This is a genomic window from Aliiglaciecola sp. LCG003, from assembly GCF_030316135.1.
Taxonomy (GTDB): Bacteria; Pseudomonadota; Gammaproteobacteria; order Enterobacterales; family Alteromonadaceae; genus Aliiglaciecola.
The window spans coordinates 3939809-3963136 of record NZ_CP128185.1 but is presented as its reverse complement, the minus strand read 5'-3'; the positions used below and the strand labels follow the sequence as shown (position 1 = coordinate 3963136).

Sequence of the window (23328 nt, the reverse complement as noted above, 5' to 3'; positions counted from 1 at the left end):
GGAGTACGAACTAATGGCACATAAAAAGGCGGGTGGTAGTACTCGTAACGGTCGTGACTCAGAAAGCAAACGTTTAGGTGTTAAACGTTTTGGTGGTGAGTCCGTATTAGCAGGTAATATTATTGTTCGTCAGCGTGGAACTCGTTTTCACCCTGGAGACAATATGGGTATTGGTAAAGACCACACTCTTTTTGCATTGTCTGATGGCAAAGTGCAATTCGACGTGAAGGGCCCTAAAAACCGCAAATTTGTAAGCATCGTTGCTGAATAAGAACGAGCTTAACAAGCGTTACAAAAAAGCCCCGCTTTAGCGGGGCTTTTTATTGCTAGAGAAAAAATCTGTGTCGGAGTAAACTGAGGACAAGAGGGGTCAGAGTAAATTAAAATTTTAAGTTATGTGTGGTAACTTGTCTTTAGCAACTATTATTTAATTTACTCTGACCCCTTTTTAATAATCCTTTATTAGAGGTATGAAATGAAGTTTGTAGATGAAGCTGAAATACGCGTTGAAGCCGGCGACGGTGGTAATGGTGTAATTGGCTTTCGCCGTGAAAAATATGTTCCTCGTGGTGGTCCTGATGGAGGTGACGGTGGAGATGGCGGCAGTGTCTATTTAGTTGCCGACGAGAATCTAAATACGCTTATCGATTATCGCTTTGAGCGCTTTCATCGCGCTGAACGTGGGAAGAATGGTCAAGGTAGTGATTGTACCGGACGTGCTGGAGAAGATCTCGAGCTTAAGGTCCCTGTCGGAACCCGTGCTACTGACAAAGATACTGGTGAGCCACTAGGTGACTTAACCCATCACGGTATGCGCTTAAAGGTAGCCCAAGGTGGTTTCCACGGCCTAGGCAATGCTAGATTTAAAAGTAGTACTAACCGCGCACCTCGACAAAAATCAAATGGAACACCTGGAGAGATCCGTTGGTTGTCGTTAGAATTGATGTTGTTGGCTGATGTTGGTCTGTTAGGGCTACCTAATGCAGGTAAATCCACTTTTATTCGCTCGGTTTCTTCTGCCAAACCTAAAGTGGCCGATTATCCTTTTACCACTTTGGTACCTAATTTAGGGGTAGTGCGCCAAGACGCTCAACGCAGTTTCGTCATTGCAGATATTCCTGGTCTAATTGAGGGTGCCGCCGATGGCGCGGGTTTAGGTATTCGCTTCTTGAAGCATCTGGAGCGTTGTAGAATTTTACTCCACATGATCGATTTGTTGCCCGCGGACCAATCTGACCCTGTCGAAAATGCTAAAGCGATTATCAAAGAGTTAGAAAAATACAGTCCAAAACTTGCCGCTAAACCACGCTGGTTAGTGTTCAACAAGATAGATTTATTGTTGGAAGATGAAGCTCAAGAAGTCTGCGATAGTATTATCGAAGCCCTTGAGTGGGATGGTCCGAGCTTCCAAATATCAGCATACCAGAAGAAAAATACGGATGGATTGTGTCGTGAAGTAATGAACTTTATTGAGACACTGCCAAATGATATGGAACTGTTAGCTGAATCTCCGGAAGAGATAGATTTCAAGTGGGACACATATCACAGTAAATCTCTTGATGAGCACTCGAGTCATGAAGACTTTGAAGACGACCTTGATGATGAGGACGACGACGATGATGATTATGATGTTGAAGTGATTTATACTCGCGAGTAATTAATTTTTAGGGCTTACCCACAGGTAGGCCCTTTTTATAGCCAAAAGAACCGACTCTATGCTTATATCTATGATTGCCGCAATGGCAAATCAGCGCGTTATTGGCGCTGATAACAAGATGCCTTGGCATTTACCCGCTGATTTAGCTCATTTCAAACGTATTACTTTAGGCAAGCCTGTAGTCATGGGCCGTAAAACCTATGAATCAATTGGTAAGGCGCTGCCTGGGCGTTTAAATATCGTGGTTAGTCGAGACCCAAGCTATAGTCTAAAAGACGCTACCGTGGTGCTAAGCTGCGAGGATGCGATTGACGTTGCAGGTACAACAGAAGAATTGATGATCATCGGTGGCGGAACCCTCTATCAACACTTTTTACCATTGTGCCAACGCCTTTATCTGACCGAAATTGGTTTGACTACTGAGGGCGATACCTACTTCCCTGACTATTTACAATCAGGCAACTGGCAACAACTCGAAGTCGTCTCTCATCAAGCTGACGACAGAAATCCCTACCCGTATACATTTAAAACCCTGCAAAGAATTATTTAGATCGCCTAAACCAAGTTAGCCAACTTAGAGGGTAAATTGGATGAAATATTACAATTTGAGGCCGCAAGTTTATTTGTCACTGACCAACGCACTTTCAGCATCCCTAATTTTAATTTTACGAGCAGTAGAGTCCATTCCGGTTAAGGCGATATATGGGAATATGGCTAAATAGTATATTTATGCTAACCAAGTGAGCGATTCATACTGTACTTTGGTTATGCAGGTTTACAGTTAATCTACCACTGCCTATTGTTTGGTCAATCGTTTCATTGATTGGATCAAGCCATGAAAGCAATTTTTCCATTATGTTTACTACTTTCGAGCGTATTTGCACATCAGGCACAGGCAGGTAAAGCGATAGAGCATAGCCTACAAGCCAGCAAACATTCTGTATTGGCCGTTGCAGATGGGGTCGGGTCAGTTGCTGTTGTGGCTTCAGCTGTGGTTGCTGTACCTATTATTATCGCAGGACAAGCGGTCGCCGCCAGCGGCCAATTTGTGGGGGGCGCTTTGCAACACGAGCATACATACCCATCATCAAAACTGGTCATCACCGAACTTATTATTACTGCAGATCCCGCACCTAATCGGGTAATTGAGCTGACAAGCCAAACGACTAAAGCTAACTAATCTGGATTAAAAGGAGAGAGATGATGAAAGTACTGATTCTGCTAATTGCGACCACATTTTTGGCTAGTTATAGTTTTGCTGGTAGTCCGGCTCAAACTGAACCAAAAATAGCCGCGGATCGGATTATGAAGTTCGCTAAAAATGTAGAAAAGTATGCCGCAGCCAATGGGGCAAGAGCCTTTATTTTGTCCCGAGTGGGGCGGCCGCAAAAAGACTTACCTAAATGGATTGAATATACCCACACTGCTATAGCAATCTATTCTGATATTCAGTTGGCTGATGGAAGCGAGGTGCAAGGTTATGCGATACATAACCTTTATCAAGATAGCAACCGTCCAAATCGGAGCGTGCTAGTGACCGATTATCCGGTGGATTTTTTCTGGGGGGCCTATTCGCTTAAAACGGGCATTATCATCCCCACCGAGGAAGTGCAGACCAGAATAATTGACTTGATTGCCAATTCAAAAGATCAAACATTGCATAATCAGCGCTATTCAGTGATATCAAATCCGAATAACTCGCAATTCCAAAATTGTACCGAATATACTTTGGATATTGTCAATGCAGCCATTTACCAGACAACGGATATAGAGCGGCTGAAACTCAACGCTCAGGCATATTTTTCGCCGCAACGACTACATGTCAGCAGATTAAAGCTAGCGTTGGGCTCGATATTCAGCGACGAGCTAACCACCAAGGATCATAATGGCAAAGTCTACACCGCCACCTATGGCTCAATTCGTCGCTATATGCAGGAGTATCAATTAGCCAGCGCTAGCATGACCTTATTCGAGGATGGCTCTGTGGTGTTGGATTGACCAGCATATTTGTTCCGTTTTAGGCTTTTTGAATTGCTTGCTTCGTGATATTTTAAAGCAACAAATTTAGTTAAGAGAATAGCAATGCCAAAAGCAAGTGAAATCAAGAAAAATGCCGCAATCGAACACAATGGTAAAGTGTATTTGGTCAAAGATATTAGTAAGCTGACGCCAAGTGGAAGAGCCGGCGCAAGTTTGTATCGGATGCGTTTGTATGAAGTGGCAACAGGCACCAAAGCCGATGAGAGCTTTAAAGCTGATGATATGGTTAATACAGCTGAGTTTTATCGTCGCAAAGTGATGTTTTCCTATGTGGATGGCACTGAGTATGTCTTTATGGATAACGAAGACTACACCCCTTATAGCCTTGATAAACAGACTATTGAAGACGAATTGTTGTTTATTACTGAAGAAACCAGTGGCCTGCAAATCTTAATTGTAGATGGTAAACCCGTTGGCATTGAGCTTCCAGCATCGGTAGATTTGGTTATTACCGAAACTGATCCTTCAATTAAAGGCGCGTCTGCCAGCGCAAGAACTAAACCAGCAACCTTGTCTACTGGTTTAGTCGTACAGGTACCTGAATACATCGCTAGTGGCGAAAAAATTAAAATAAACACTGTTGAACAAAAATTTACTAGTCGTGCATAAACTAGATCCAACCTTGGTTTAGGCTTGTGACCAAGGTTGGATTATCTGTCGTTTTTCATTGATGCAGTAGCGGAAGGTGCGCTAAATAATGCCACTAATCCGTGATACCAGGCCAGCATTTGGACTGTTCCATGTCTTTGTTTCGGAAAATAATCGGAATAAACGTGGAAATTGTCAGATCGAATAGCATTTAGTCTGGCGATAAACCCATTTCCCCATGCACGATTAGCTACCCCATGCTCACCAATATGGTCGTTATTGGCTAAGGCTAGATACACACTTAGACGCTTTTGTTTAAGTCTTTCGATCTGCCCAAGGGCGATTCGATTGAGGTAATTGTCATCCCATACATAGGTGGCATCAGCAATCAAATAGTGACTAAACATCTCGGGCCTGGTTAACAATGCGTGACCGGTAAACAAGCCGCCAAATGACATCCCAACCAACACCTTAGTTTGGTTCGTACGATAACTTTTTTCAATTTGTGGCATCAATTCGTTTTGAATAAAATTTAGAAATTTGTCTGCCCCACCGCTACCTGGGATTTTTGCTAACTCTTTGCCTTTATAAATTAAGTCAGTTTGGGTGGGTGTTAGGTCTCTGGAGCGATTTGTATTGGGGATGGCAACAATTATAAATTGCGGGATTTGATTTTCCAACTCTTCGGTACTTAAGGCTTGAACAACACCACTGATACTTAATAGTTTCGATTGATCACCATCCAATACATAGATAACAGGGTAAGACTGTGTTGAGTGTTGCGTATAAGAAGGGGGTAGATAAACACTATATTCCCGCTCTTCGGCCATGATTTTAGATGGGTAAGTATACTGTTTGGCAAATTCAACAGGCGTTGCTGAAAAACAGCAAAAACTGAATAAAATTAGTAATGAGCCGCATAGACTAACGAAGGGATAGGGCATAAATAATTTCCTTTTAGACACCTTATTAATGAGTCTATGCTAGTCAATCAATGTCAGCCCATCCTCAAAAATACTAGACTAGCATAAGGCTTAGCTTTAGGAACAGAGACTAGACAAGGCTGTTAGTCTTTATAAGTAGAATAAATGTGTAGCTAAAACCATAAATGGCAAAGAATAAGATGCTACGTGCTACCGTAAGACACAGATTCGAGGTCTGGTCGAGTAAACCTGAAATACCTAAGGCATAGGTGGCCACTAATGTAATAGTGGCACTCAAAGTGCTTTGCACTATCGCGCAAAGCAGCACCGCACTAGCATCATTAGAGACCCTATTATTAGCGCCGCTAAAAACCAAGGTGCATGGGATGATATAGATTAAAAAATTTCAGTTTGGCTAGGATTTAAACTGCTAATTATTTGTAACTTAGACCTTAATAGTTTAACCACTGTTCCATTAACGCTGATCCTTTAACAATATATATGTCTATAATGTATGCTCAATTCAGTTGATTATTACAATGGAGTATCAGATGGCAAAAGTTACCTTACAAGGAAATCCTTTTGAGACAGTCGGCGCTTTACCTGACGTAGGTTCAAAAGCCCCAGAATTTGATTTGGTCAAAGTGGATTTGTCCACAGCGTCTTTACATGATTTTGCAGGCAGTCGGGTCATTCTTAATATTTTTCCTTCAGTCGATACAGGCACTTGTGCGACATCGGTGAGAAAGTTTAATGATAAAGCGAGCAAATTAGATAACACCAAAGTGATCTGTGTATCTGCAGACTTACCTTTCGCGGCTGCGCGTTTTTGCGGTGCAGAAGGAATTGAAAATGTAATCACCGGTTCAAGTTTCCGTTCAAGTTTTGGAGATGATTACGGAGTCAGCTTTAAAACCGGACCACTAACGGGCTTATTATCTCGCTCAGTAGTAGTGATTGATGCCGATGGTAAAGTAGCTTACACCGAGCAAGTTGCAGAAACGGCTGACGAACCTGATTACGACGCGGCCTTAGCAGTACTATAAGCACCGAAAATTCGGTTTGCAGTACAAAATAAAAAGCCTCATCTAAATATTCCTAGTGTGCGGAAATCATTTACCTGAGGCTTAGCTGCTGCTACTTAATCGATCTTATTAAATAGAGCTTCAAGGTTTAAACCTTGATGTCCCAACATATCTCGCAAGCGACGTAAGGCTTCAACTTGAATTTGCCTTACTCTTTCACGGGTCAGTCCAATTTCAGCACCAACATCTTCAAGGGTCGATGGTTCATAGCCCATTAAACCAAACCGTCTGGCAAGCACTTCACGTTGTTTAGGGTTGAGTTCTTCTAACCAGCGCACAATACTGCACTTAATGTCTTTATCTTGCAGATCCTCTTCGGGGCCATAGCCTTTTTCATCGGCAATAATATCTAACAAGGCTTTGTCATTGTCACTGCCAATCGGCGTATCCACAGATGTAATGCGCTCGTTTAAACGCAACATTTTAGTGACATCTTCTACGGGCTTATCTAAACACTCAGCAATTTCTTCTGCTGTGGGCTCGTGATCAAGCTTTTGAGCTAATTCTCGGGAAGTTCTGAGATACACATTCAGCTCTTTTACCACATGGATAGGAAGACGAATTGTGCGAGTTTGATTCATAATGGCGCGTTCGATGGTCTGTCTAATCCACCAAGTCGCATAGGTTGAAAATCTGAAACCCCGTTCAGGATCGAATTTTTCAACTGCTCTTATCAGGCCTAGGTTGCCTTCTTCAATTAAGTCTAACAATGCTAATCCGCGGTTGTTGTATCGGCGTGCGATTTTAACCACTAAGCGTAAATTGCTGACAATCATCCGTTTACGGGAGGCTTCATGTCCTTTAAGGGCGCGGCGGGCAAAATAAACTTCTTCTTCGGCTGATAGTAGTGGCGAGAAACCAATTTCTCCCAAATAGAGTTGGGTCGCGTCAAGATTTTTGTGAGTTTCTTCCTGATTGGCTAAAATTTCTTCCATGGAACTTTTATCATCAGCTTCAATTTCAGAAAGTTCTGCATCGATATTTTGATCATCGTCTTTTGTATTACTTTGTTTAGCTTCGACGGTATGTGTAGCACCCATAACTGCGTCTCCTGTATGGATTTGTTTTTACCTATAGTTCACCTCAATTTCCTTTTTTATAATTATTTATTGTTATTATTGGGTAGGCAGATACTTCATAGGGTTAACAGATTTACCCTTGTACCTAACTTCAAAACGAAGCTTAACTTGGTCGGTCCCAGTACTGCCCATCGAGGCAATCTTCTGCCCCGCTTTGATCCACTGCTGCTCATTAACAAAAACAGCATCATTGTGTGCATAAGCACTCAAAAAAGAGTCAGAGTGCTTTATTATGATCAATTGACCATAACCTCTCAAAGCGTTGCCTGTATAAACGACTTTTCCATCCGCAGCGGCAACTATGTCGTTACCTCTATGTCCACCGATTTCTATGCCTTTATTGCCTTGCTCTGATAGTGAAAATTGCGATATTAACTTACCTTGTGCCGGCCAGATCCATTTATTGATTCTCTCAGGGAATTCAATGGTTTTTGACCGCTTGTCATCTTTGTTAACACCTTTGTTACTTTCACCATACGCCTGCTTTTGAGGCCGGTCAACAGTCCTTTTTGGTTTTATATCCTTGGTCTGACCAGGTGATTTTTGTGTTCCTTGTGCATAGCTAGCATTATCTTTTTCAAGTAATAACTGTTGGCCTGGATAAATTGAAAACGGCTTGGAAATACCATTGATATTTGCAAGGTCACGGTAATCATTGCCTGTATACCAAGCAATAGAAAATAACGTATCTCCTTTTTGTACCACATAGTGCTTACCGTCAAAACCGTCTTTCTTAAAGTCGTAAAAATCCTTGCCTTGATATAACTCGACCACAGGGGCTGGAGTTGGACGACTAGTGCATGAGATGCAAAATTGGCCCGCTACCAAAAGCACTAAACTAACCTGCAGTGCAAACTTGGTGGGCTGCATTCTCGTGCAAGCAATAAAGGCCGTTAACCGTTCGGCAATCATTACTTACTGACCTGTTTTATTACCTAGTTTTTCTAATAATAACACCATGATTACACCAAAAAACATTAGACCTATGGATAACACTATATGTGTCGGTTGGTTAGTTGCTGACTCAAAAGTTTGGGGGAACACATTGCTTTGAACCAAGGGGACTACTTTGCCATGGCGATCAGTGATGGATTCTAAAGTAAGCTTCCAAGGCCATACTTTATTCAATGAACCAAGCATAAATCCTCCTAGCAGGGCTAGAGTTAGGGTCTTATACTTCTCGAACATCCAATTTAATACTCTTGAAAAAGACAGCAAACCCACAACGCAACCAGCTGAAAAAATGGCTAGTGTCTGAAACTGCAATGCTTTTACCGCGTTTAGCATCGGAGCATACATACCCAACAGCAATAAAATAAAGCTGCCAGAAATGCCGGGTAGAATCATTGCGCAAATGGCTATCATTCCGGATAGAAAAACAGTCAAGGGGGTAGCTTCAATACTCGTTGGGGTAATAATAGTGACGTAGAAAGCTATAATAGCGCCCATAGCAAAAGCCGCCATGACCCCAATTGACCAGCGCTCGATATGCCGCACTACTGACCAAACTGCCGCCGCGATGAGTCCAAAGAAAAAAGACCAAAGTAGATCTGGATAATACTCCAATAAATATACGACAAAGTGTGAAATAGTCACAATACTGGCGATGATGCCGCCGAAAACACATAATAAAAATGTACCATTGATGTGCTGCCAAGCCGCCTTAACCCCATCAGAAAATAATATTTTTAACGCTAAAGGACCGCACTGTTTGAGGGAGTAAATAAGCTCTTCATAGATACCCGTCATAAACGCAATAGTGCCGCCTGAAACGCCAGGAACAGCATCCGCCGCACCCATCAGTAGGCCTCTTAGGCCAAGCCCTATATATCCTTTGCTATCCCGCTGTGTTGGCTTCAAGTTAGTAACATCCTAGGTGTAATGAAAATTAAATAATATCACCAGCGACAAGAGGCACGAATCTTACCGCCTCAATCACTTGGCTAGTAAACTCGTCACCATGACGGGTAACGCAGTGTAGTTTTTGTTCGTCGGTGCCAATCGGGATCACCAGCATTCCGCCATCGTTTAATTGCTGGTACAAGTCAGTTGGCATGTGACTGGCTGCAGCGGTTACTATAATGCCGTCAAATGGTCCCTTGTTGGCCCAACCTTTCCAGCCATCGCCATGCTTCATAGATACATTGTGCAAATCGAGTTGATTCATACGGCGTTTGGCCTGAAATTGTAAGGCTTTGATCCGTTCAACACTGAATACTTTGCTGAAGATCTGCGCCAAGATGGCCGTTTGGTAGCCAGAGCCCGTGCCTATTTCTAGTACTGACTGATTGCCAGCATCAGAATTGAGTAGTAACTCGGTCATTTTAGCCACTATATACGGCTGCGAAATGGTTTGACCTTGGCCAATGGGGAGCGCAGTATTTTGGTATGCCTTATGATGTAATGCATCCGGCAAAAATAGCTCTCTTGGTGTGGCAGCAACAGCCTGCAGCACCCGCGGTTCTTTTATCCCTTCTGCTTTTAGTAACTGGGCGAGGGATTCTCCTTTTCTGGTCACGCGAGTCATAGCTGTCCTTGTGGTTCGTTAATAATATTCATATGTTTAACTTTTAATTTTCTTATTTAACCAGTTTTTCATTTCTTCAAGGCTATGATAAGCCGTCATGTCCACGCTCAATGGTGTCACTGAACACTGTTGATGAGCAATAGCATGAAAGTCTGTGCCTGGGCCGGCATCTTGCTCAAGTCCCACTGGACCGTACCAATAAATGTCATTACCGAATGGGTCGGTATCTTTTATCATGGATTCTGCGCGATGGCGACGACCCTGACGGGTGACTTCTATGCCTTGAATGGACTCATAAGGGAGATCAGGTACATTTACATTCAGAATTTGGTTCGCTGCGAGCGGGTGTTGTTGCAAGTGTTTGACTATATCTAACACTATGCGTGCCGCACTATCGAAGTTCTCACAACTATCCCCCGCTAGCGATACTGCGATGGCCGGTAAGCCCATGTAGCGTCCTTCGGTTGCGGCGGCAACTGTGCCCGAGTAAATCACATCATCTCCAAGATTTGGGCCATGATTAATACCCGATATCACCAATGCAGGGTCTGTTTGCATAAATTGATTAATGCCTAAGTGCACACAATCTGAAGGTGTTCCGTTAACTGAATAAAAACCATTCTGTTGCTTTTCGATACGCAGCGGTTTGCGGATAGATAAGGCATTGCTTTGCGCACTGCAATTGCTTTCTGGGGCGATAACGGTTACGTCATAATGTTGGCTCAATTGGGCATATAAACTCGCTAAACCCTGTGCGAATACGCCGTCATCATTACTTAATAAAATATGCATAATTAACTCGTCTCAGCGGTATTAATGACTTCGCGCAATACGGATGTTGCAAAACATCCTGCGGGTAACATAAATTGGACCTTTAGCGTATTCGACTCAATTTGCCATTGCAAATCTTGCGGTTTAAGTACTATGGCCCGCCGCTCTTGTTTAAGTCCCAAATCAGCTAGTGCACTACAAACTTCGGGGTATTTAGCAGCTACCCCTAGCTCATATTGCTTAGCCTGCTGCTCACTGGCCAATTCACCAGCTCCCCACATCGGCGCTGATAATTTTATATCGTCGCTAGCAAGCCTTGCAGCAATATCGGTGTCTTGTTGCTGGACACAAAAAAAGCTATTACTGCCGGATAAAATACACACATCACCTAGCAATGCTTGATCTAATTTATTTTCACTGCGTCGCTGTTCGACATACTGATTAAATAGCCAAGAGCGCAAAGCTGAAATTGCCATTGAGCGTTTATTGCGATTACGTACGGGTTCCCCGTTGAGCATGCCTTGTGCAAGGGCAAGATTTCCTCCTTGTGAATGATGGCGTGTCTCGCCAAAACGCTGGGGTCCGAAGTAATTAGGCACGCCATGCTGTGCGATAGTTTCCAGACGCTGTTGTATTTGGTCGTCACTACTTAGGTCACGCACAGTTAACTCGAAGCGGTTGCCTTTGAGATTGCCGACCCGCAGCTTTTTAGAATGACGATGTACTTCAAGGACAATTAATCCAGCCAAATTTAACTTGTCCCAATCGAACCCTTTTTTGCCCGGCATATGCACGCCAAACCATTGCTGGGTCAGAGCATGTTTGTCTTTGCGTCCGGCATAGGTAATGGCTCTTAAAGGAAGTTGGCAAAACTTGGCCAACTGTTCTGCGACATACGCAGTATTGAGACCGCTTTTTTCCACCCACAGATAAATATGTTCCCCTTGACCATCGGGTTCATAGCCCAATACTTCTTTAACCACGAAATCTTCTGGGTGAGCTTTAAGTGCTCCTGTTGCTGGGGGTTTTCCTTGCCAATAACCCCAGTTGTCGATACTCAGCTCAACCATGCTGCGTCGCCTGTAAAAGCACTACAGCGTGACAGGCGATGCCTTCTTTTCGGCCCGTGAAGCCTAGTGTTTCTGTGGTGGTGGCTTTCACGTTAACTTGGCTTAATTCAGCATTCAAATCTTGGGCGATATTTCGACACATGTTATTTATGTGGGGTACCATTTTCGGCGCTTGAGCAATAATGGTTAAGTCCACATTACCCAAGCGGTAGCCTTTTTGTTTAACCAATAGATATACGTGCTTGAGTAATGCTCGACTATCAGCACCTGCGTATTGTGAGTCGGTGTCTGGAAAATGTTTTCCGATGTCGCCTAGTGCTATCGCGCCTAACAGCGCGTCACACAAAGCATGCAGCGCAACATCTCCATCTGAATGAGCCACTAGACCGAATTCAAATTCAATGGCTTCGCCACAAATTGTTATCGGGCCTTTGCCACCGAATTTATGTACGTCGTAACCATGACCAATACGAATCATTTTTTGTCCTGTGATAAATAAAATGAGGCCAATGCTAAATCATTTGGCCGGGTAATTTTGATGTTGCGATCACTGCCTTCAACTAGCTTGACGTCAAAACCTGCCCATTCCATTGCAGAGGCTTCATCGGTAATATTGACGCCTTGGTGTAAACTGCTAGAAAGTGCCTGAGTTAACTCTGCTAAAGGAAAGAGTTGTGGTGTCAATGCGTGCCATAACCCTTCTCGGTCAACAGTACTGGCTATCGTGGCTGAATCGCTTTTGGCTCTTTTCATGGTATCCCGCACCGGGCAGGCTAAAATGCCGCCTTGCTGTTTGTGTGTGAGTGCAAGTAGGCTGTCCAAATCCTGATGACTAACACAAGGTCTAGCTGCATCGTGGACTAACACCCAAGGTTGTTCAGTGAGGCTCTTTAACCCAGCGAGGACCGAATCCGCTCGTTCTTTGCCGCCATCAACACGGCTAAGCCAAGGTGCATCTTTGCAGGGCAATGCATCAAAATAAGGGTCTAGTGGATCAAGCACCACCACTACATGTGCTATACGGGGGTGACTGATAAGTTTATCCAAGGTGTGCTCAAGCACCGTTTTATCCTCAATCATCAAGTATTGCTTGGGCCGATCGGCCTGCATTCTTTTGCCCACACCCGCGGCGGGAACTATAACGGTGAAGTGGGGCAATATGGACATATAAGATACTACTCTTGAGAGGGCAAGATTCGGTAAAATGTTTCACCTTCTTTGATCAGGCCGAGCTCATTTCTCGCTCGTTCCTCCATCGCTTCAACACCCATTTTTAAATCTCTAATATCGGCGATGAGCAAACTATTTCGTTGTTGCAGATTGCTATTGTGCTGTTGTTGTTCGGTGACTTGTTGCTTTATCTCAACATAATCAGGAATGCTATTTTTGCCGAACCACAGGCGATACTGAAGCAATACTAATAAACTCAGTAGTGTAATGGTTAGCCATTTCACGAAATGTTTGCCTCATGCCTGCTGAAAAGAAATCTTATTATGCCGAGATCTGCGCGGATACGCCAGTGCAACTGACGTATCCTGAAGGTTTAGGGTTAGTTTTCAGTTGCTAAATTAATTGCCGAATAACTTATCTTTTAATTTATCCTTCAACTTGTCTTTGATCTTATCTTTTTGTTCGTCAACGACGTTATTAAATTGCACACCTAGCATGGTCTCTATGCTAGCCATATCACCGTCAGCCAACTTTTGCCAATCAAGCCATTGGTTTAGTTGACCGTTTTTTTTACCTAATACGCCTTTGGTTTTATCTTCCAATTTAACTTTCAACTCAGATAATTTACTTTGCTGATCACCAGTTAAGCTCGTAACCATTGCTTGGCCAAGACGTCTATCCAAATCAGAACGGAATGACACCTCGGGATCGTCAAAATTTCCGCTAATATTAGTACTGATTTTTAGCCCATTGAGTCCTGTCAAAGTTTCTGCGATCACCTTAGTTAAATTGTTGCTACCCTCGGCACTCATTGCTAATTGGGATAAATCAATAGTACCAGCGCCGTTCATTAGCCCGTTTTTGACCGATAGTGAACCTGCGCTACCTAATAATGCGGAGTCAATTTTGGTAGTCAGTCTTTGCTCATCCAGTAACGGTAAGTCAGCTAATCTAATGCCTAGTAAATTCCATTGCTGATTCGCTTCAACCCCTAAAGCCGACAACCTAAAGTCTCCCTTTACTTTTAATGACTGCCACAACGCACTTGATGCTGAATCAATTTTAAAAGTAGTCGGTAAACCAATAATGTCGTGTTGGTGGGTAATGTTGTGCCATTGTGATGCGATGTTTTCTTGTTGCCAGCGCATTGAAATATCTGCATTTTTAATCCAAACATCCGGCAGCTTTGCTTGGTCGGAAAATGCTACCCACCTGCCGTTCAGGCGTTGTTGCTGTTGTTCTTGGCGATCTTTGAGCATCGGCGCTGCAACTTTATATGCGCTCAGAAGGTAATCACTCCACAGGGCCGCTTTATCCCCAAAAATCATTCTTGTTACATCTTCTATGGCAGCTTGATCGCCTGCAATCAACCTTTTCAGCTGTTCATAGTCCGTTGCTGGTGCGGCTTTCAAATCCGCGACCTTAGTGCCTAAATCTTGTCTTGCTTGAGTCACCGCTTGCTTAAAATCAATCAGCCTTTGTCGATCTTGCTGGAGTTCTTCGCTCAAGGCATCAAATTGTTTTTTGGCGGCGGCTAATTCAAGGGGGTTTTTATAGTCTGTTTCAGTCAATGCTTCAACACGGCCTTTATACTCTTGGATTTTTTCCTTCGGCGGCAGCGCAGCGTATTGGGCTTGCAAGATGGCATTGTGCATCTCATACGCAGCTTGGGTCTGCTCAATCGCAGTGGTTGTTTTTAACCCGGACCGAGCCAGTAGTTCATCTACGCTGGGCAGGTTATTCGGATCTAAAGCAGGAACCTTTATCCAAGACTCGCCAGGCTGACGATAGACATCACCGGTTGACTCCCTCGCTTGACTAAAGGCCACACCCGTTACCGTCATATCATCGATAATGATTTTGTTTAGTAACAGCGGCATAAGGTCAATCAGCGCGGTTATTTCATCCGCTTGGAATTGATTGTGACTGGGGTGCTTTGGATCAGTTAATTGCACCTTGTTGAAGGTTACACCAAAAGGTGAAAACTGATGTGAAACACTGCTAATGTTCACCTCAGCCCCAGTAACTTGTTCTAACCCTTTGGTCGCAGCGAGTCTTATCCAAGTGTCTAAAAAGACAATTAAGATGGCGGCGATAAAACCGACCACTACAATGAAGCCAATCAGTCCCGGCCAGCGAATAATTTTTTGCATTGTTAGCCCCCGAATCCTTGGTATATTTGATAAACCTTGCTGCCTTTGATAATTTCAACAATACGCCATTGTTCAACCCAAGCGAGAAAATGTACGCGATATCGAACTACTAATATTTTACTCAAAAATAGGACACCAGGTGCCAACCCTAAGCTAAGTGCCAAACTACCCATGGTTAGAGTGTGATAAAACTGACTCAAGCGGCCAATACCAGTATTGTATAAAGCAGTCCACATAGGCTGCAGACTTTGATTGGTTAAAATAACCTCACCTAGGAGATCCATTACTGGATCCAAGCCAAATGCAAGCAGCGAAAAGGCTCCCCATGAAACGAGAAACGTAGACAAATTGACTCGAAAAAACAGCACAAAAAATAAGATGAATAGATTATGTAGTTTGACTAGAGGCGTTAAACCAAAAATCATGCCCAATACGATCCCAAAGGCTAGAGACCATGGACCAGCATCTGAATGAAGGGCTTTTAACAATTTGGCAAGAATGACCATAGGTAAACTCCTTGTATTGCTTGGCGGTGGCATGTTGGCCAACTGGACTAACATAACATGAAAGAACAAGACCTAAAGCCTAGGGTAAGTTGTATCGCATTTTACGGCTAGTTTTGCACCCGCTCAATTGCAGTTAGATAAAAAAAGCACTGCAATATGGATGTTGCAGTGCTTGTTATGCTTAGACTTGAACCTTTATTTTAAAACTAAATTGTAATGCCATTAACACACTGTACAACCTAGTCGTCACTTTCCTCTAAGGTCATTAATTTAGTATTCCCACCAGATGCGGTAGTGTCTACGCTAATAGTTTTCTCAGTAAGCAAGCGCTGGATCAAGTTGTCTTGATATTCGGCCGTGATTACCGGCAATATTGCCCCATCTCTTTGGGCCAATTTTTGTGACATAAATGCTCTGCTATGACTCTGGCTATCGAGCACAACGCCAGCCAATTCCGGTGCCGCTAAAAGCGTTTCCAAATGAGACAACTTAGCAACTTGCAAAGCGGCATCTGGCGCACCCAATGAGGCCCATTTGTTTTTAAACTCATTGGCTTCATCGAAGAACAGGTCAGACACTACGGCTATTACCACATTACCAGTGGCAAGGGCAGTCACGATTGACAGCGTCCAATATTCAAAGGTTACCTGTTCATCCGCGAAACACACTAGCACACCGCGCGGCTCTAAATACAGGGTATTAGATTCACCGGTTGGCCCAGGTAAATTTTTGGGGTTTTTCAGCATTTTCTCGATTTTACTTAACTGCGCACGAGAAATTGCTAGCGTTTGATCTAAATTATCCGCTAACTCATCGATAATATCGACACGGGCTAATTTGGCCAGCAATTGGCGCACCCAAGACACTCTGGCAGTTAGGTCTGTTTCACGCCAGCTCGCTTCTGTTGCAACGGCATTTTGCATCAAAACTGCAGCCGCTTTTTGGTCGGCTGCGGTGCTAGCAATGTTGACAAGGGTATGACTGCTGGAGCTCGCTTTATCAAAAGAAGGCGTCGCATTTTCAAGCATTAGGCGAGGCAAATAGTTAGGACCACCAGCTTTGGGGCCCGTACCAGACAGACCACGGCCACCGAATGGTTGCACACCTACAATCGCGCCTATCATATTGCGGTTAATATAGACGTTTCCGGCGCGGGATAGTTTGGCCAGTTCCTGCGCTTTTTCATCTATCCGGGTGTGGATCCCCATAGTTAAGCCAAAACCAGTGCTATTGATACCTTCAATTACATTCTGTAAGTACTTATCTTTGAAGCGAACAATGTGAACACAAGGTCCGAACACTTCGCGGCTAAGCTTGTTAATATTATCAATTTCGTAAAGACGCGGCGCAAAGAAGTATCCTTGTTGGGCGTCTTCTGGAAGTTTACTCTCAAACAGTAACTTGGCTTTATCTTGCATGTCTTCAACATGTTGTTGCAGACTGTCTAGGGCTTTTTTATCAATCACTGGCCCTACATCTGTAGATAGCAGCGCAGGGTCTCCCAGACGCAGTTCACGCAGTGCGCCCGTTAGCATGTTGATAATAGTATCGGCGATATCTTCTTGCACGAACAACACTCGCAATGCTGAGCAACGTTGACCGGCACTTTGAAATCCCGAAGCAATTACATCATCAATGACCTGTTCAGGTAAGGCCGTTGAATCGACGATCATGCAGTTTTGACCACCAGTCTCTGCAATTAAGGGCACTTGTTCGTTGCCGCGCTTGGCCAACTCTCTGGATATTAAGTTGCCGGTAGCAGTAGACCCGGTAAATATTACTGCTTTAATACGTGGGTCTGGTAGTAAGGTCTCGCCCACTACTGATCCGACGTTTATTACACTTTGCACTACCCCTTTAGGTAAGCCGACATTTTCCATCAGCTCAGTGGCACGCAGGGCAATTAGACTAGTTTGTTCGGCAGGTTTAGCTAGCACAGTGTTTCCGGTAACCAGCGCAGCAGCGACTTGGCCCAAGAATATGGCCAATGGGAAGTTCCAAGGGCTAATACAAAGCACCACGCCCCGTGGACTCAGTCTAGTGTCTTCGCTAAGCTCTTCTGCTCGGGCGGCATAGTAGCGACAAAAATCGACTGCTTCTCTGATTTCATCTACTGCATCTTTGGCAATCTTGCCCGCTTCTTTAATACACAGCGCAATTAATTCGTCAGTGTGACGCTCTAATATGTCTGCGGTCCGTCTGAGAATATCGGCGCGCTCAGTCACGGGAGTATTTGACCAACTCAAAAAGGTTTGATCAGCAACGTCAAGTTTGTGTTTGATCTCATCGGGCTGGTCAAATTTTAAATAGCCGACGACTTCGTCGTGGTTAGCTGGATTACGTACTGCATGCAACTGGGCGGTATCTGCTGCTAGACTACAGTTCTCTTCCTGCCAACGATCTAAGGCTAATTTCAATGGCGCAATTTTATTAATATCGGTTAGATCTAAGCCTTTGGAATTGTTGCGCTCTTGGCCGTATAAATCGATAGGCTTTTGAATTTGATCATTATATTTGAATTTTAGCCGTTGGGTTTTCTCAACTGGATCTTCGAGTAAGTCTTCAACTGGCTTAGTATCATCTACTATGGCATTCACAAAAGAAGAATTTGCCCCATTTTCTAGCAATCGTCTTACCAGATAAGCCAACAAATCTTCATGTTCACCTACGGGTGCATACACTCGGCATTGTACTTTTTCTTCTGTGACGATTTGATCATAAAGACTGTCTCCCATGCCATGTAAGCATTGAAATTCAAATCCTTCTTTATCTTCACCGGCTAATTCGAGGATCACTGACGCACTGTAGGCGTTGTGAGTGGCAAACTGTGGATAAATAGTATCGCGGTAGGCGAGTAATCGATTAGCACATGCATGGTAAGATACATCTGTAGAAGACTTGCGGGTAAACACCGGGAAATGTTCTAAACCTTCTTTCTGGGCATTTTTGATTTCAGTATCCCAATAGGCTCCTTTGACTAGTCTAACCATCATAGTGCGATCTGTTTTGATGGTTAAATCTCGCAACCAGTCGATGACGTAAAGTGCGCGCTTTTGATAGGCCTGTACGGCAAGTCCAAAACCAGTCCAGCTCTGCAACTCTGGATCGCTGAATACAATCTCAATGATATCCAATGAAATATCCAAGCGGTCTGCTTCTTCAGCATCGACCGTCAAACCAATATCATATTGCTTGGCTAGCAAACATAATGATTTAAGCATCGCCGGTATCTCACGTAGCACTTCTTCACGGTTAGTGAATTCGTATCGGGGATGTATAGCTGAGAGTTTTACCGATATTCCTGGGCTGCGTTTAGGTCCTCGTCCCTTGGCGGCTTTGCCAATGGCGTGTATGGCCGTCACATAAGCATCATAATAACCTTGGGCATCTTCGCGGGTGCGAGCACCTTCTCCAAGCATATCGTAGGAATAAACGTAACCTTGTTGTTCTTTTTCTGCTGCACGGTCAAGGGCGTCATCAATATTTTCGCCCATCACGAATTGTTTGCCCATCACTTTCATGGCGATGTTCATGGCTTTACGGATCACGGGTTCGCCCATTTTTCCGAGGGTTTTTTTAAGTAAACCTATACTGTCCCGTTTACGGTGGTCTGTGTATGTCACCATATTACCGGTTAACAGCAAGCCCCAGGAGGAAGCATTTACAAACATTGAATCGCTGGTGCCTAAGTGAGAACTCCAGGAACCTTTGGATAACTTGTCACGGATTAATGCATCCTGCGTTTTTTTATCTGGAATACGCAAAAGGGCTTCAGCCAGACACATCAGTACCACGCCTTCGGCAGAAGATAATGAGTATTCATTCAGCAAAGCATCGACGCCGCCATGGCCTTCTTGCTCGCGACGAATGCGCAGCACCATCTTTCTGGCTCTTTCCCATGCGCGGCTGCGGGCACTAACAGACACCTCAGCGTCAGGTAATATATGATCGACCGCCAGATTTTCATCAATTCGATAAAAATCGCGAATCTTCTGACGAATCGGACAACTTGTAACTAAATTACCTTCAAAAAGCATGAAAAACCCCTGGGGAAAAAATGATGAGTAGGTGCAGCGTGAGTGTAATTGCCGGATAGCGTTTCGACAACATCGAATGATGATTTAATCAGTAATTAAGCACAGTATTTTTGCCTAATTTTAATCTCACTGTTGCGATACATTTACGCTTGCCTGTGCAGACTGGTTAAGCTCTGGTCTACGCAGGCAAGTTTGATGAACTAAATTTTACATCCACTGGTCATTGCGACGGCGTTTCTTCGGTAAGTAAGCGATGATCACACCTAATAACATGCCAACCACAGCGATGATCCCGCCACGAGTAAGCCATTGCATTTGTTCGCTTTGGTCTTGGGCATCCAGTTCACGTTGAATCCGCTCGTTATCTTTTTTCAATGACGCTAAATCTTTTAAAAGCAACGCATTGCGGCTGTTGATATCGCTCAATTGTTGATTCAATAAATCGTCATTTTGTTGTTCTTGAGTCAGTTGTTCTTTGGCTTGCTGCAAACTTTGTTGAAGACTAGGTACTAATTCGCGCACACTTCGCTGAGAAACAATGAGCTTGGCATCTACCCAACCCGTGCGTTGTTTATCGTCAATAATTTCGATAAACCCAGTTTGCTTGTCTTCCTGTAATACCGATACGCGACTGCCTGCCATGACTGAACCTAAAATGCGGTAATCCCGACCAGGTCCCGAGTGAATAAAAGTGTAAAGGTCATCGGTAATATAACGAATATCTCCAGAGCCATCATTAGGCTCTTGCTGTGCGTTTGCACTTGCTAGCATCATTGTGAATATAACCAGTAGTGCTGTAGTTAGTTTGCCCATAATAAATCTGTGTTGCTGATAGAATTGCTCAAATGGTATGGCTTAGCGAAACTAAAGGCAAGTCGGTTTGTTAGATTGCCTTGCTTAGTGCTAAAGAGTATCGTGTAGGCATTTGAAATTTAGTGGGTTTTGCTAGCCAATATGGAACAAGAAATAGAACTTAAATTGTTACTACCTCAGGGGTTGGACGAGACAGCATTGTTATCTGCTATGAGTAGTTTTTCTGCCAATATTGAAACTGCACAGTTTTCTCTTTTTAATCAATATTTTGATACCGCCGATTGGATTCTCAGCGCTCACAGCATAGGTCTGCGAGTGCGTAGCAGTGAACAAGGTATTGAGCAAACGATCAAAACGGCCGGTAAGAGTGTCGGTGGGCTGCATCAACGTCCAGAATACAATGTTGCTATAAACTCGTTGCATCCGAACTTATCTTTGTTTAGCGATAAAATTTGGCCACAAAACCTATCTGTTAGTTATTTGCAAGAACACATCGAGCCTATCTTCAGCACGGATTTTAAGCGCAAAGCATTTGTACTGCGTTTGTCTGATGGCTCTGATGTAGAGTTGGTTTATGATTCAGGCACTATCAGCACCGGCAAGGATCACACCCAGATCAGTGAAATTGAGCTGGAATTAAAACAAGGTAGTGTAGAGACGCTATTTCAGTTAGCCGAAAAAATTGCCGCAATAGGTCCAACTCAGTTATGTAATATTAGTAAAGCTGGCCGTGGATTCTTACTCGTTAAACATGCGTTAGCGCCAGCTAAAAAGGAATTGCGTTTTGTTGAGTTGAATAGTCGAGACAGCGTAGAACAAGCATTTATTAAAGGTTTAGAATATACCTTGACCTATTGGCAGCAAGCCGAATATCGTTACATGCAAACTAAAAAAATCAATGATCTGGTTGATGTCTATATTGGTTTGCGTGTGACCTCTGAGTGTATAGCAACCTATCGTAATATATTGCCTTGTAATGCACTGACTGATTTGCACAATGCATTGGCAATTCGACTGCGAAAATGGTCGTGGATTGAGCAACTGAAAAGCCTTAAAATTCTGCGTTCTAAACGGGGTGCTTATAGTAAGCGATTGTCCCAACATGACGCGCTAGTCAGTTATATTCGAGGTCTACAAGATGGCACTATTAATTTATCTAGACCCGACTTTTTGATTACCCACAAAGACAACACCCTCTTACAACTGCGTCTATCGAGTTTATTGATTGAAAAACCTTGGCGGAATAATGTCGCGAATGACAACATCAACCGAAATAAATTTTTCAGTGCGAATCTTGATGTAAAGTGGCAAGGCGTGTTTGCACAGATAACCCCTGAGTTGGATACATCTGAAGGCTATCTTCAGCAGCAGGACGCACTACGTTCAGCCCTGTTCACCGATCTTTTGTTAGGCGCAAGCTTTAGCTCCGCTAGACGGGATGCATTTCGTTTGCCTTGGTTAGACATGCTCGATGGTATGGACGAGTTGCAGACCTTAAAAGTCTTGCGAACAAAATTACAAGATTCAGATGTCGATGACAAAGCCGATTTAATTGCATGGTGTGAAGTTAAGAAAAAACGACTATTGACCGTTATAGAACAAACCAAGTCTGTTGCTCTATCTATGGAAACCTATTGGTAATTGTAAATGGATAATATGAGTCTCTATCAAATTACTATCATCGTGATGTTGGTAGGATGGTTTGTTGCACTCATTTTAATTTGGGTAAGATTTGATAGCTATCCCCATGGCAAACTAATGCTCACGGGTATCCTGTTGTGGCCATTATTGATGATAGATGAGTGGCTTAAGCTATCGGGGTACTTCACGGCACTGAGTTTCTTGATTGGACTATTTCAATTTGTTCCAGCGATTATTGCTGCTACACTGGTATTGAGTGTGCGTAGACTGACAGTTGAAAAAGTAGCCGCTAACCACCTACTGTTTTTTCTCCCTGCGGTAATTATGTTAGTGGCACAAATTCCCGTAATGATCCTCCCCACGCAAGATAAAATCAGCATGTTGTTTGCTCCGCCGATTGGCGATTTGCTGGGTAATTGGCCGATTTATGCCGCCCACTTACTGTCTGCATTTATCATCTTAGGTTATGCGGTGCATAGTGCCGAGTACTTCGGTAGTTACCACTATCATCTTTCTGATCAGGTAGTGGATGTAGATATTTACCAAATGAAGTTCGCCGCCAATGCCTGCTGGGTGTTGATTGTGGTCGCTTTTATCGACATAGCCATATTGACAGTTGTGGCCTTCGACTTATTGCCAATCGGACAATGGAATTTGCTGTGTTCAATGTTAAATGCTGCTGGGTTACTGTTACTGCAATTAGTTTTGTTGGAAAAAAGGCGCTATTCCCCCACACCCTTTAGTGACCACCAATTAAGCCACAAAGCCTTTACTGACGACTACCTGCGCCATGCTCTAAAACAAGCCGAAGTGGCCATTATTCGTAACAAGGCCTATAAGCGGAAAGGTTTACGAATACGTCAGTTGGCCGACGCGGCTGAAATTGAACCGGCCGCCCTAGCGATGGCAACACGTTTTATACTAAAGCGAAACTTCCGTGCCTTCATTTATCACTATCGCTTGGAATATGCCAAAAAAATTCTCATGCGCACAGACCAGAAAGTCACCACTGTGGCTAAACGCTTAGGTTTCAATTCTGAAAAGTATCTCAGCGAAATGTTTGTAAAATACATCAGTGTAATGGGCAGTAAAAGTACCGACGACAAAGACATCCGCTAACACATTAGACTAAAACGATTAATCTAATCACTTTTAAGCATTTATCATCAAAGCGGAGCCTGTGTAGACTCATTCTGTGCCTGTACGTTAATTAATCGGACCTATCACACAGATTTACCGACCTGTCTTTGGATATACGCTATCTTTAG

23 protein-coding genes are annotated in these 23328 nt (G+C 43.6%); 9 read left to right on the top strand and 14 right to left on the bottom strand.

Annotation, left to right across the window (positions count from 1 at the left end):
- The first annotated feature begins 13 nt into the window (after positions 1 to 13).
- From rpmA to efpL, 6 genes are all read left to right on the top strand, one after another.
- Positions 14 to 271, top strand: a complete 258-nt coding sequence (rpmA, locus tag QR722_RS17255) for a 50S ribosomal protein L27 (protein WP_286284203.1) — start codon at positions 14 to 16, stop codon at positions 269 to 271.
- A 204-nt stretch (positions 272 to 475) separates the two neighbouring features.
- Complete coding sequence (cgtA, locus tag QR722_RS17250) at positions 476 to 1657, top strand: Obg family GTPase CgtA (protein ID WP_286284202.1); 1182 nt, start codon at positions 476 to 478, stop codon at positions 1655 to 1657.
- Between the two features lie 58 nt (positions 1658 to 1715).
- Positions 1716 to 2207, top strand: coding sequence for a type 3 dihydrofolate reductase (gene folA, locus QR722_RS17245; RefSeq protein WP_286284201.1), 492 nt, complete (start codon positions 1716 to 1718; stop codon positions 2205 to 2207).
- Positions 2208 to 2492: 285 nt separating this feature from the next.
- Positions 2493 to 2837, top strand: coding sequence for a hypothetical protein (locus tag QR722_RS17240; protein ID WP_286284200.1), 345 nt, complete (start codon positions 2493 to 2495; stop codon positions 2835 to 2837).
- A gap of 23 nt (positions 2838 to 2860) precedes the next feature.
- Positions 2861 to 3655: a DUF2145 domain-containing protein gene (locus QR722_RS17235; RefSeq protein ID WP_286284199.1), complete on the top strand. Its 795-nt coding sequence runs from the start codon at positions 2861 to 2863 to the stop codon at positions 3653 to 3655.
- An 84-nt stretch (positions 3656 to 3739) separates the two neighbouring features.
- Entirely contained in the window at positions 3740 to 4306 is a 567-nt protein-coding gene (efpL, locus tag QR722_RS17230) for an elongation factor P-like protein EfpL (RefSeq protein WP_286284198.1), read from the top strand.
- Between the two features lie 41 nt (positions 4307 to 4347).
- Here efpL and QR722_RS17225 read toward each other — a convergent pair whose 3' ends face one another.
- The gene (locus tag QR722_RS17225; protein ID WP_286284197.1) at positions 4348 to 5229 is read right to left on the bottom strand and encodes an alpha/beta hydrolase; all 882 of its coding nucleotides are present in this window, start codon (positions 5227 to 5229) and stop codon (positions 4348 to 4350) included.
- A 530-nt stretch (positions 5230 to 5759) separates the two neighbouring features.
- Here QR722_RS17225 and tpx point away from each other — a divergent pair.
- On the top strand, positions 5760 to 6254 hold the full coding sequence (gene tpx, locus QR722_RS17220) for a thiol peroxidase (protein WP_286284196.1): 495 nt from the start codon (positions 5760 to 5762) through the stop codon (positions 6252 to 6254).
- A 95-nt stretch (positions 6255 to 6349) separates the two neighbouring features.
- On the opposite strand, the gene rpoS is transcribed toward tpx, so the two are convergent.
- The 13 genes from rpoS to QR722_RS17155 form a co-directional block, all read right to left on the bottom strand.
- Entirely contained in the window at positions 6350 to 7333 is a 984-nt protein-coding gene (gene rpoS, locus QR722_RS17215; RefSeq protein ID WP_286284195.1) for an RNA polymerase sigma factor RpoS, read from the bottom strand.
- Between the two features lie 75 nt (positions 7334 to 7408).
- Entirely contained in the window at positions 7409 to 8284 is an 876-nt protein-coding gene (locus QR722_RS17210; protein ID WP_286284194.1) for a peptidoglycan DD-metalloendopeptidase family protein, read from the bottom strand.
- A 3-nt stretch (positions 8285 to 8287) separates the two neighbouring features.
- On the bottom strand, positions 8288 to 9232 hold the full coding sequence (locus tag QR722_RS17205) for a polyprenyl-phosphate transporter (RefSeq protein ID WP_353506889.1): 945 nt from the start codon (positions 9230 to 9232) through the stop codon (positions 8288 to 8290).
- A gap of 28 nt (positions 9233 to 9260) precedes the next feature.
- Entirely contained in the window at positions 9261 to 9899 is a 639-nt protein-coding gene (locus QR722_RS17200; RefSeq protein WP_286284193.1) for a protein-L-isoaspartate(D-aspartate) O-methyltransferase, read from the bottom strand.
- A 36-nt stretch (positions 9900 to 9935) separates the two neighbouring features.
- The gene (gene surE / locus QR722_RS17195; RefSeq protein ID WP_286284192.1) at positions 9936 to 10691 is read right to left on the bottom strand and encodes a 5'/3'-nucleotidase SurE; all 756 of its coding nucleotides are present in this window, start codon (positions 10689 to 10691) and stop codon (positions 9936 to 9938) included.
- Between the two features lie 2 nt (positions 10692 to 10693).
- Complete coding sequence (truD, locus tag QR722_RS17190; protein ID WP_286284191.1) at positions 10694 to 11740, bottom strand: tRNA pseudouridine(13) synthase TruD; 1047 nt, start codon at positions 11738 to 11740, stop codon at positions 10694 to 10696.
- Positions 11733 to 12218, bottom strand: a complete 486-nt coding sequence (gene ispF / locus QR722_RS17185; RefSeq protein ID WP_286284190.1) for a 2-C-methyl-D-erythritol 2,4-cyclodiphosphate synthase — start codon at positions 12216 to 12218, stop codon at positions 11733 to 11735. Before ispF ends, truD begins: the two co-directional genes overlap by 8 nt.
- The gene (ispD, locus tag QR722_RS17180; protein WP_286284189.1) at positions 12215 to 12907 is read right to left on the bottom strand and encodes a 2-C-methyl-D-erythritol 4-phosphate cytidylyltransferase; all 693 of its coding nucleotides are present in this window, start codon (positions 12905 to 12907) and stop codon (positions 12215 to 12217) included. Before ispD ends, ispF begins: the two co-directional genes overlap by 4 nt.
- A gap of 8 nt (positions 12908 to 12915) precedes the next feature.
- Positions 12916 to 13194 carry a cell division protein FtsB gene (ftsB, locus tag QR722_RS17175; protein WP_286284187.1) on the bottom strand — a complete coding sequence of 93 codons (279 nt, stop codon included), beginning with the start codon at positions 13192 to 13194 and terminating at the stop codon, positions 12916 to 12918.
- 114 nt (positions 13195 to 13308) lie between these two features.
- Positions 13309 to 15063, bottom strand: a complete 1755-nt coding sequence (locus QR722_RS17170; protein WP_286284186.1) for a TIGR03545 family protein — start codon at positions 15061 to 15063, stop codon at positions 13309 to 13311.
- A gap of 2 nt (positions 15064 to 15065) precedes the next feature.
- Positions 15066 to 15569 (bottom strand): TIGR03546 family protein, encoded by a 504-nt coding sequence (locus QR722_RS17165; RefSeq protein ID WP_286284185.1) that lies wholly within the window; start codon positions 15567 to 15569, stop codon positions 15066 to 15068.
- A gap of 239 nt (positions 15570 to 15808) precedes the next feature.
- On the bottom strand, positions 15809 to 19606 hold the full coding sequence (gene putA, locus QR722_RS17160; RefSeq protein WP_286284184.1) for a bifunctional proline dehydrogenase/L-glutamate gamma-semialdehyde dehydrogenase PutA: 3798 nt from the start codon (positions 19604 to 19606) through the stop codon (positions 15809 to 15811).
- 207 nt (positions 19607 to 19813) lie between these two features.
- Positions 19814 to 20419 carry a TIGR04211 family SH3 domain-containing protein gene (locus QR722_RS17155; protein ID WP_286284183.1) on the bottom strand — a complete coding sequence of 202 codons (606 nt, stop codon included), beginning with the start codon at positions 20417 to 20419 and terminating at the stop codon, positions 19814 to 19816.
- 141 nt (positions 20420 to 20560) lie between these two features.
- Between QR722_RS17155 and QR722_RS17150 the strand changes: the two genes are divergently transcribed.
- Together QR722_RS17150 and QR722_RS17145 are read left to right on the top strand one after the other, a co-directional pair.
- Positions 20561 to 22060: a CYTH domain-containing protein gene (locus QR722_RS17150; protein WP_286284181.1), complete on the top strand. Its 1500-nt coding sequence runs from the start codon at positions 20561 to 20563 to the stop codon at positions 22058 to 22060.
- A gap of 6 nt (positions 22061 to 22066) precedes the next feature.
- Positions 22067 to 23179: a helix-turn-helix domain-containing protein gene (locus QR722_RS17145; RefSeq protein WP_286284180.1), complete on the top strand. Its 1113-nt coding sequence runs from the start codon at positions 22067 to 22069 to the stop codon at positions 23177 to 23179.
- The last annotated feature ends 149 nt before the right edge of the window (positions 23180 to 23328 follow it).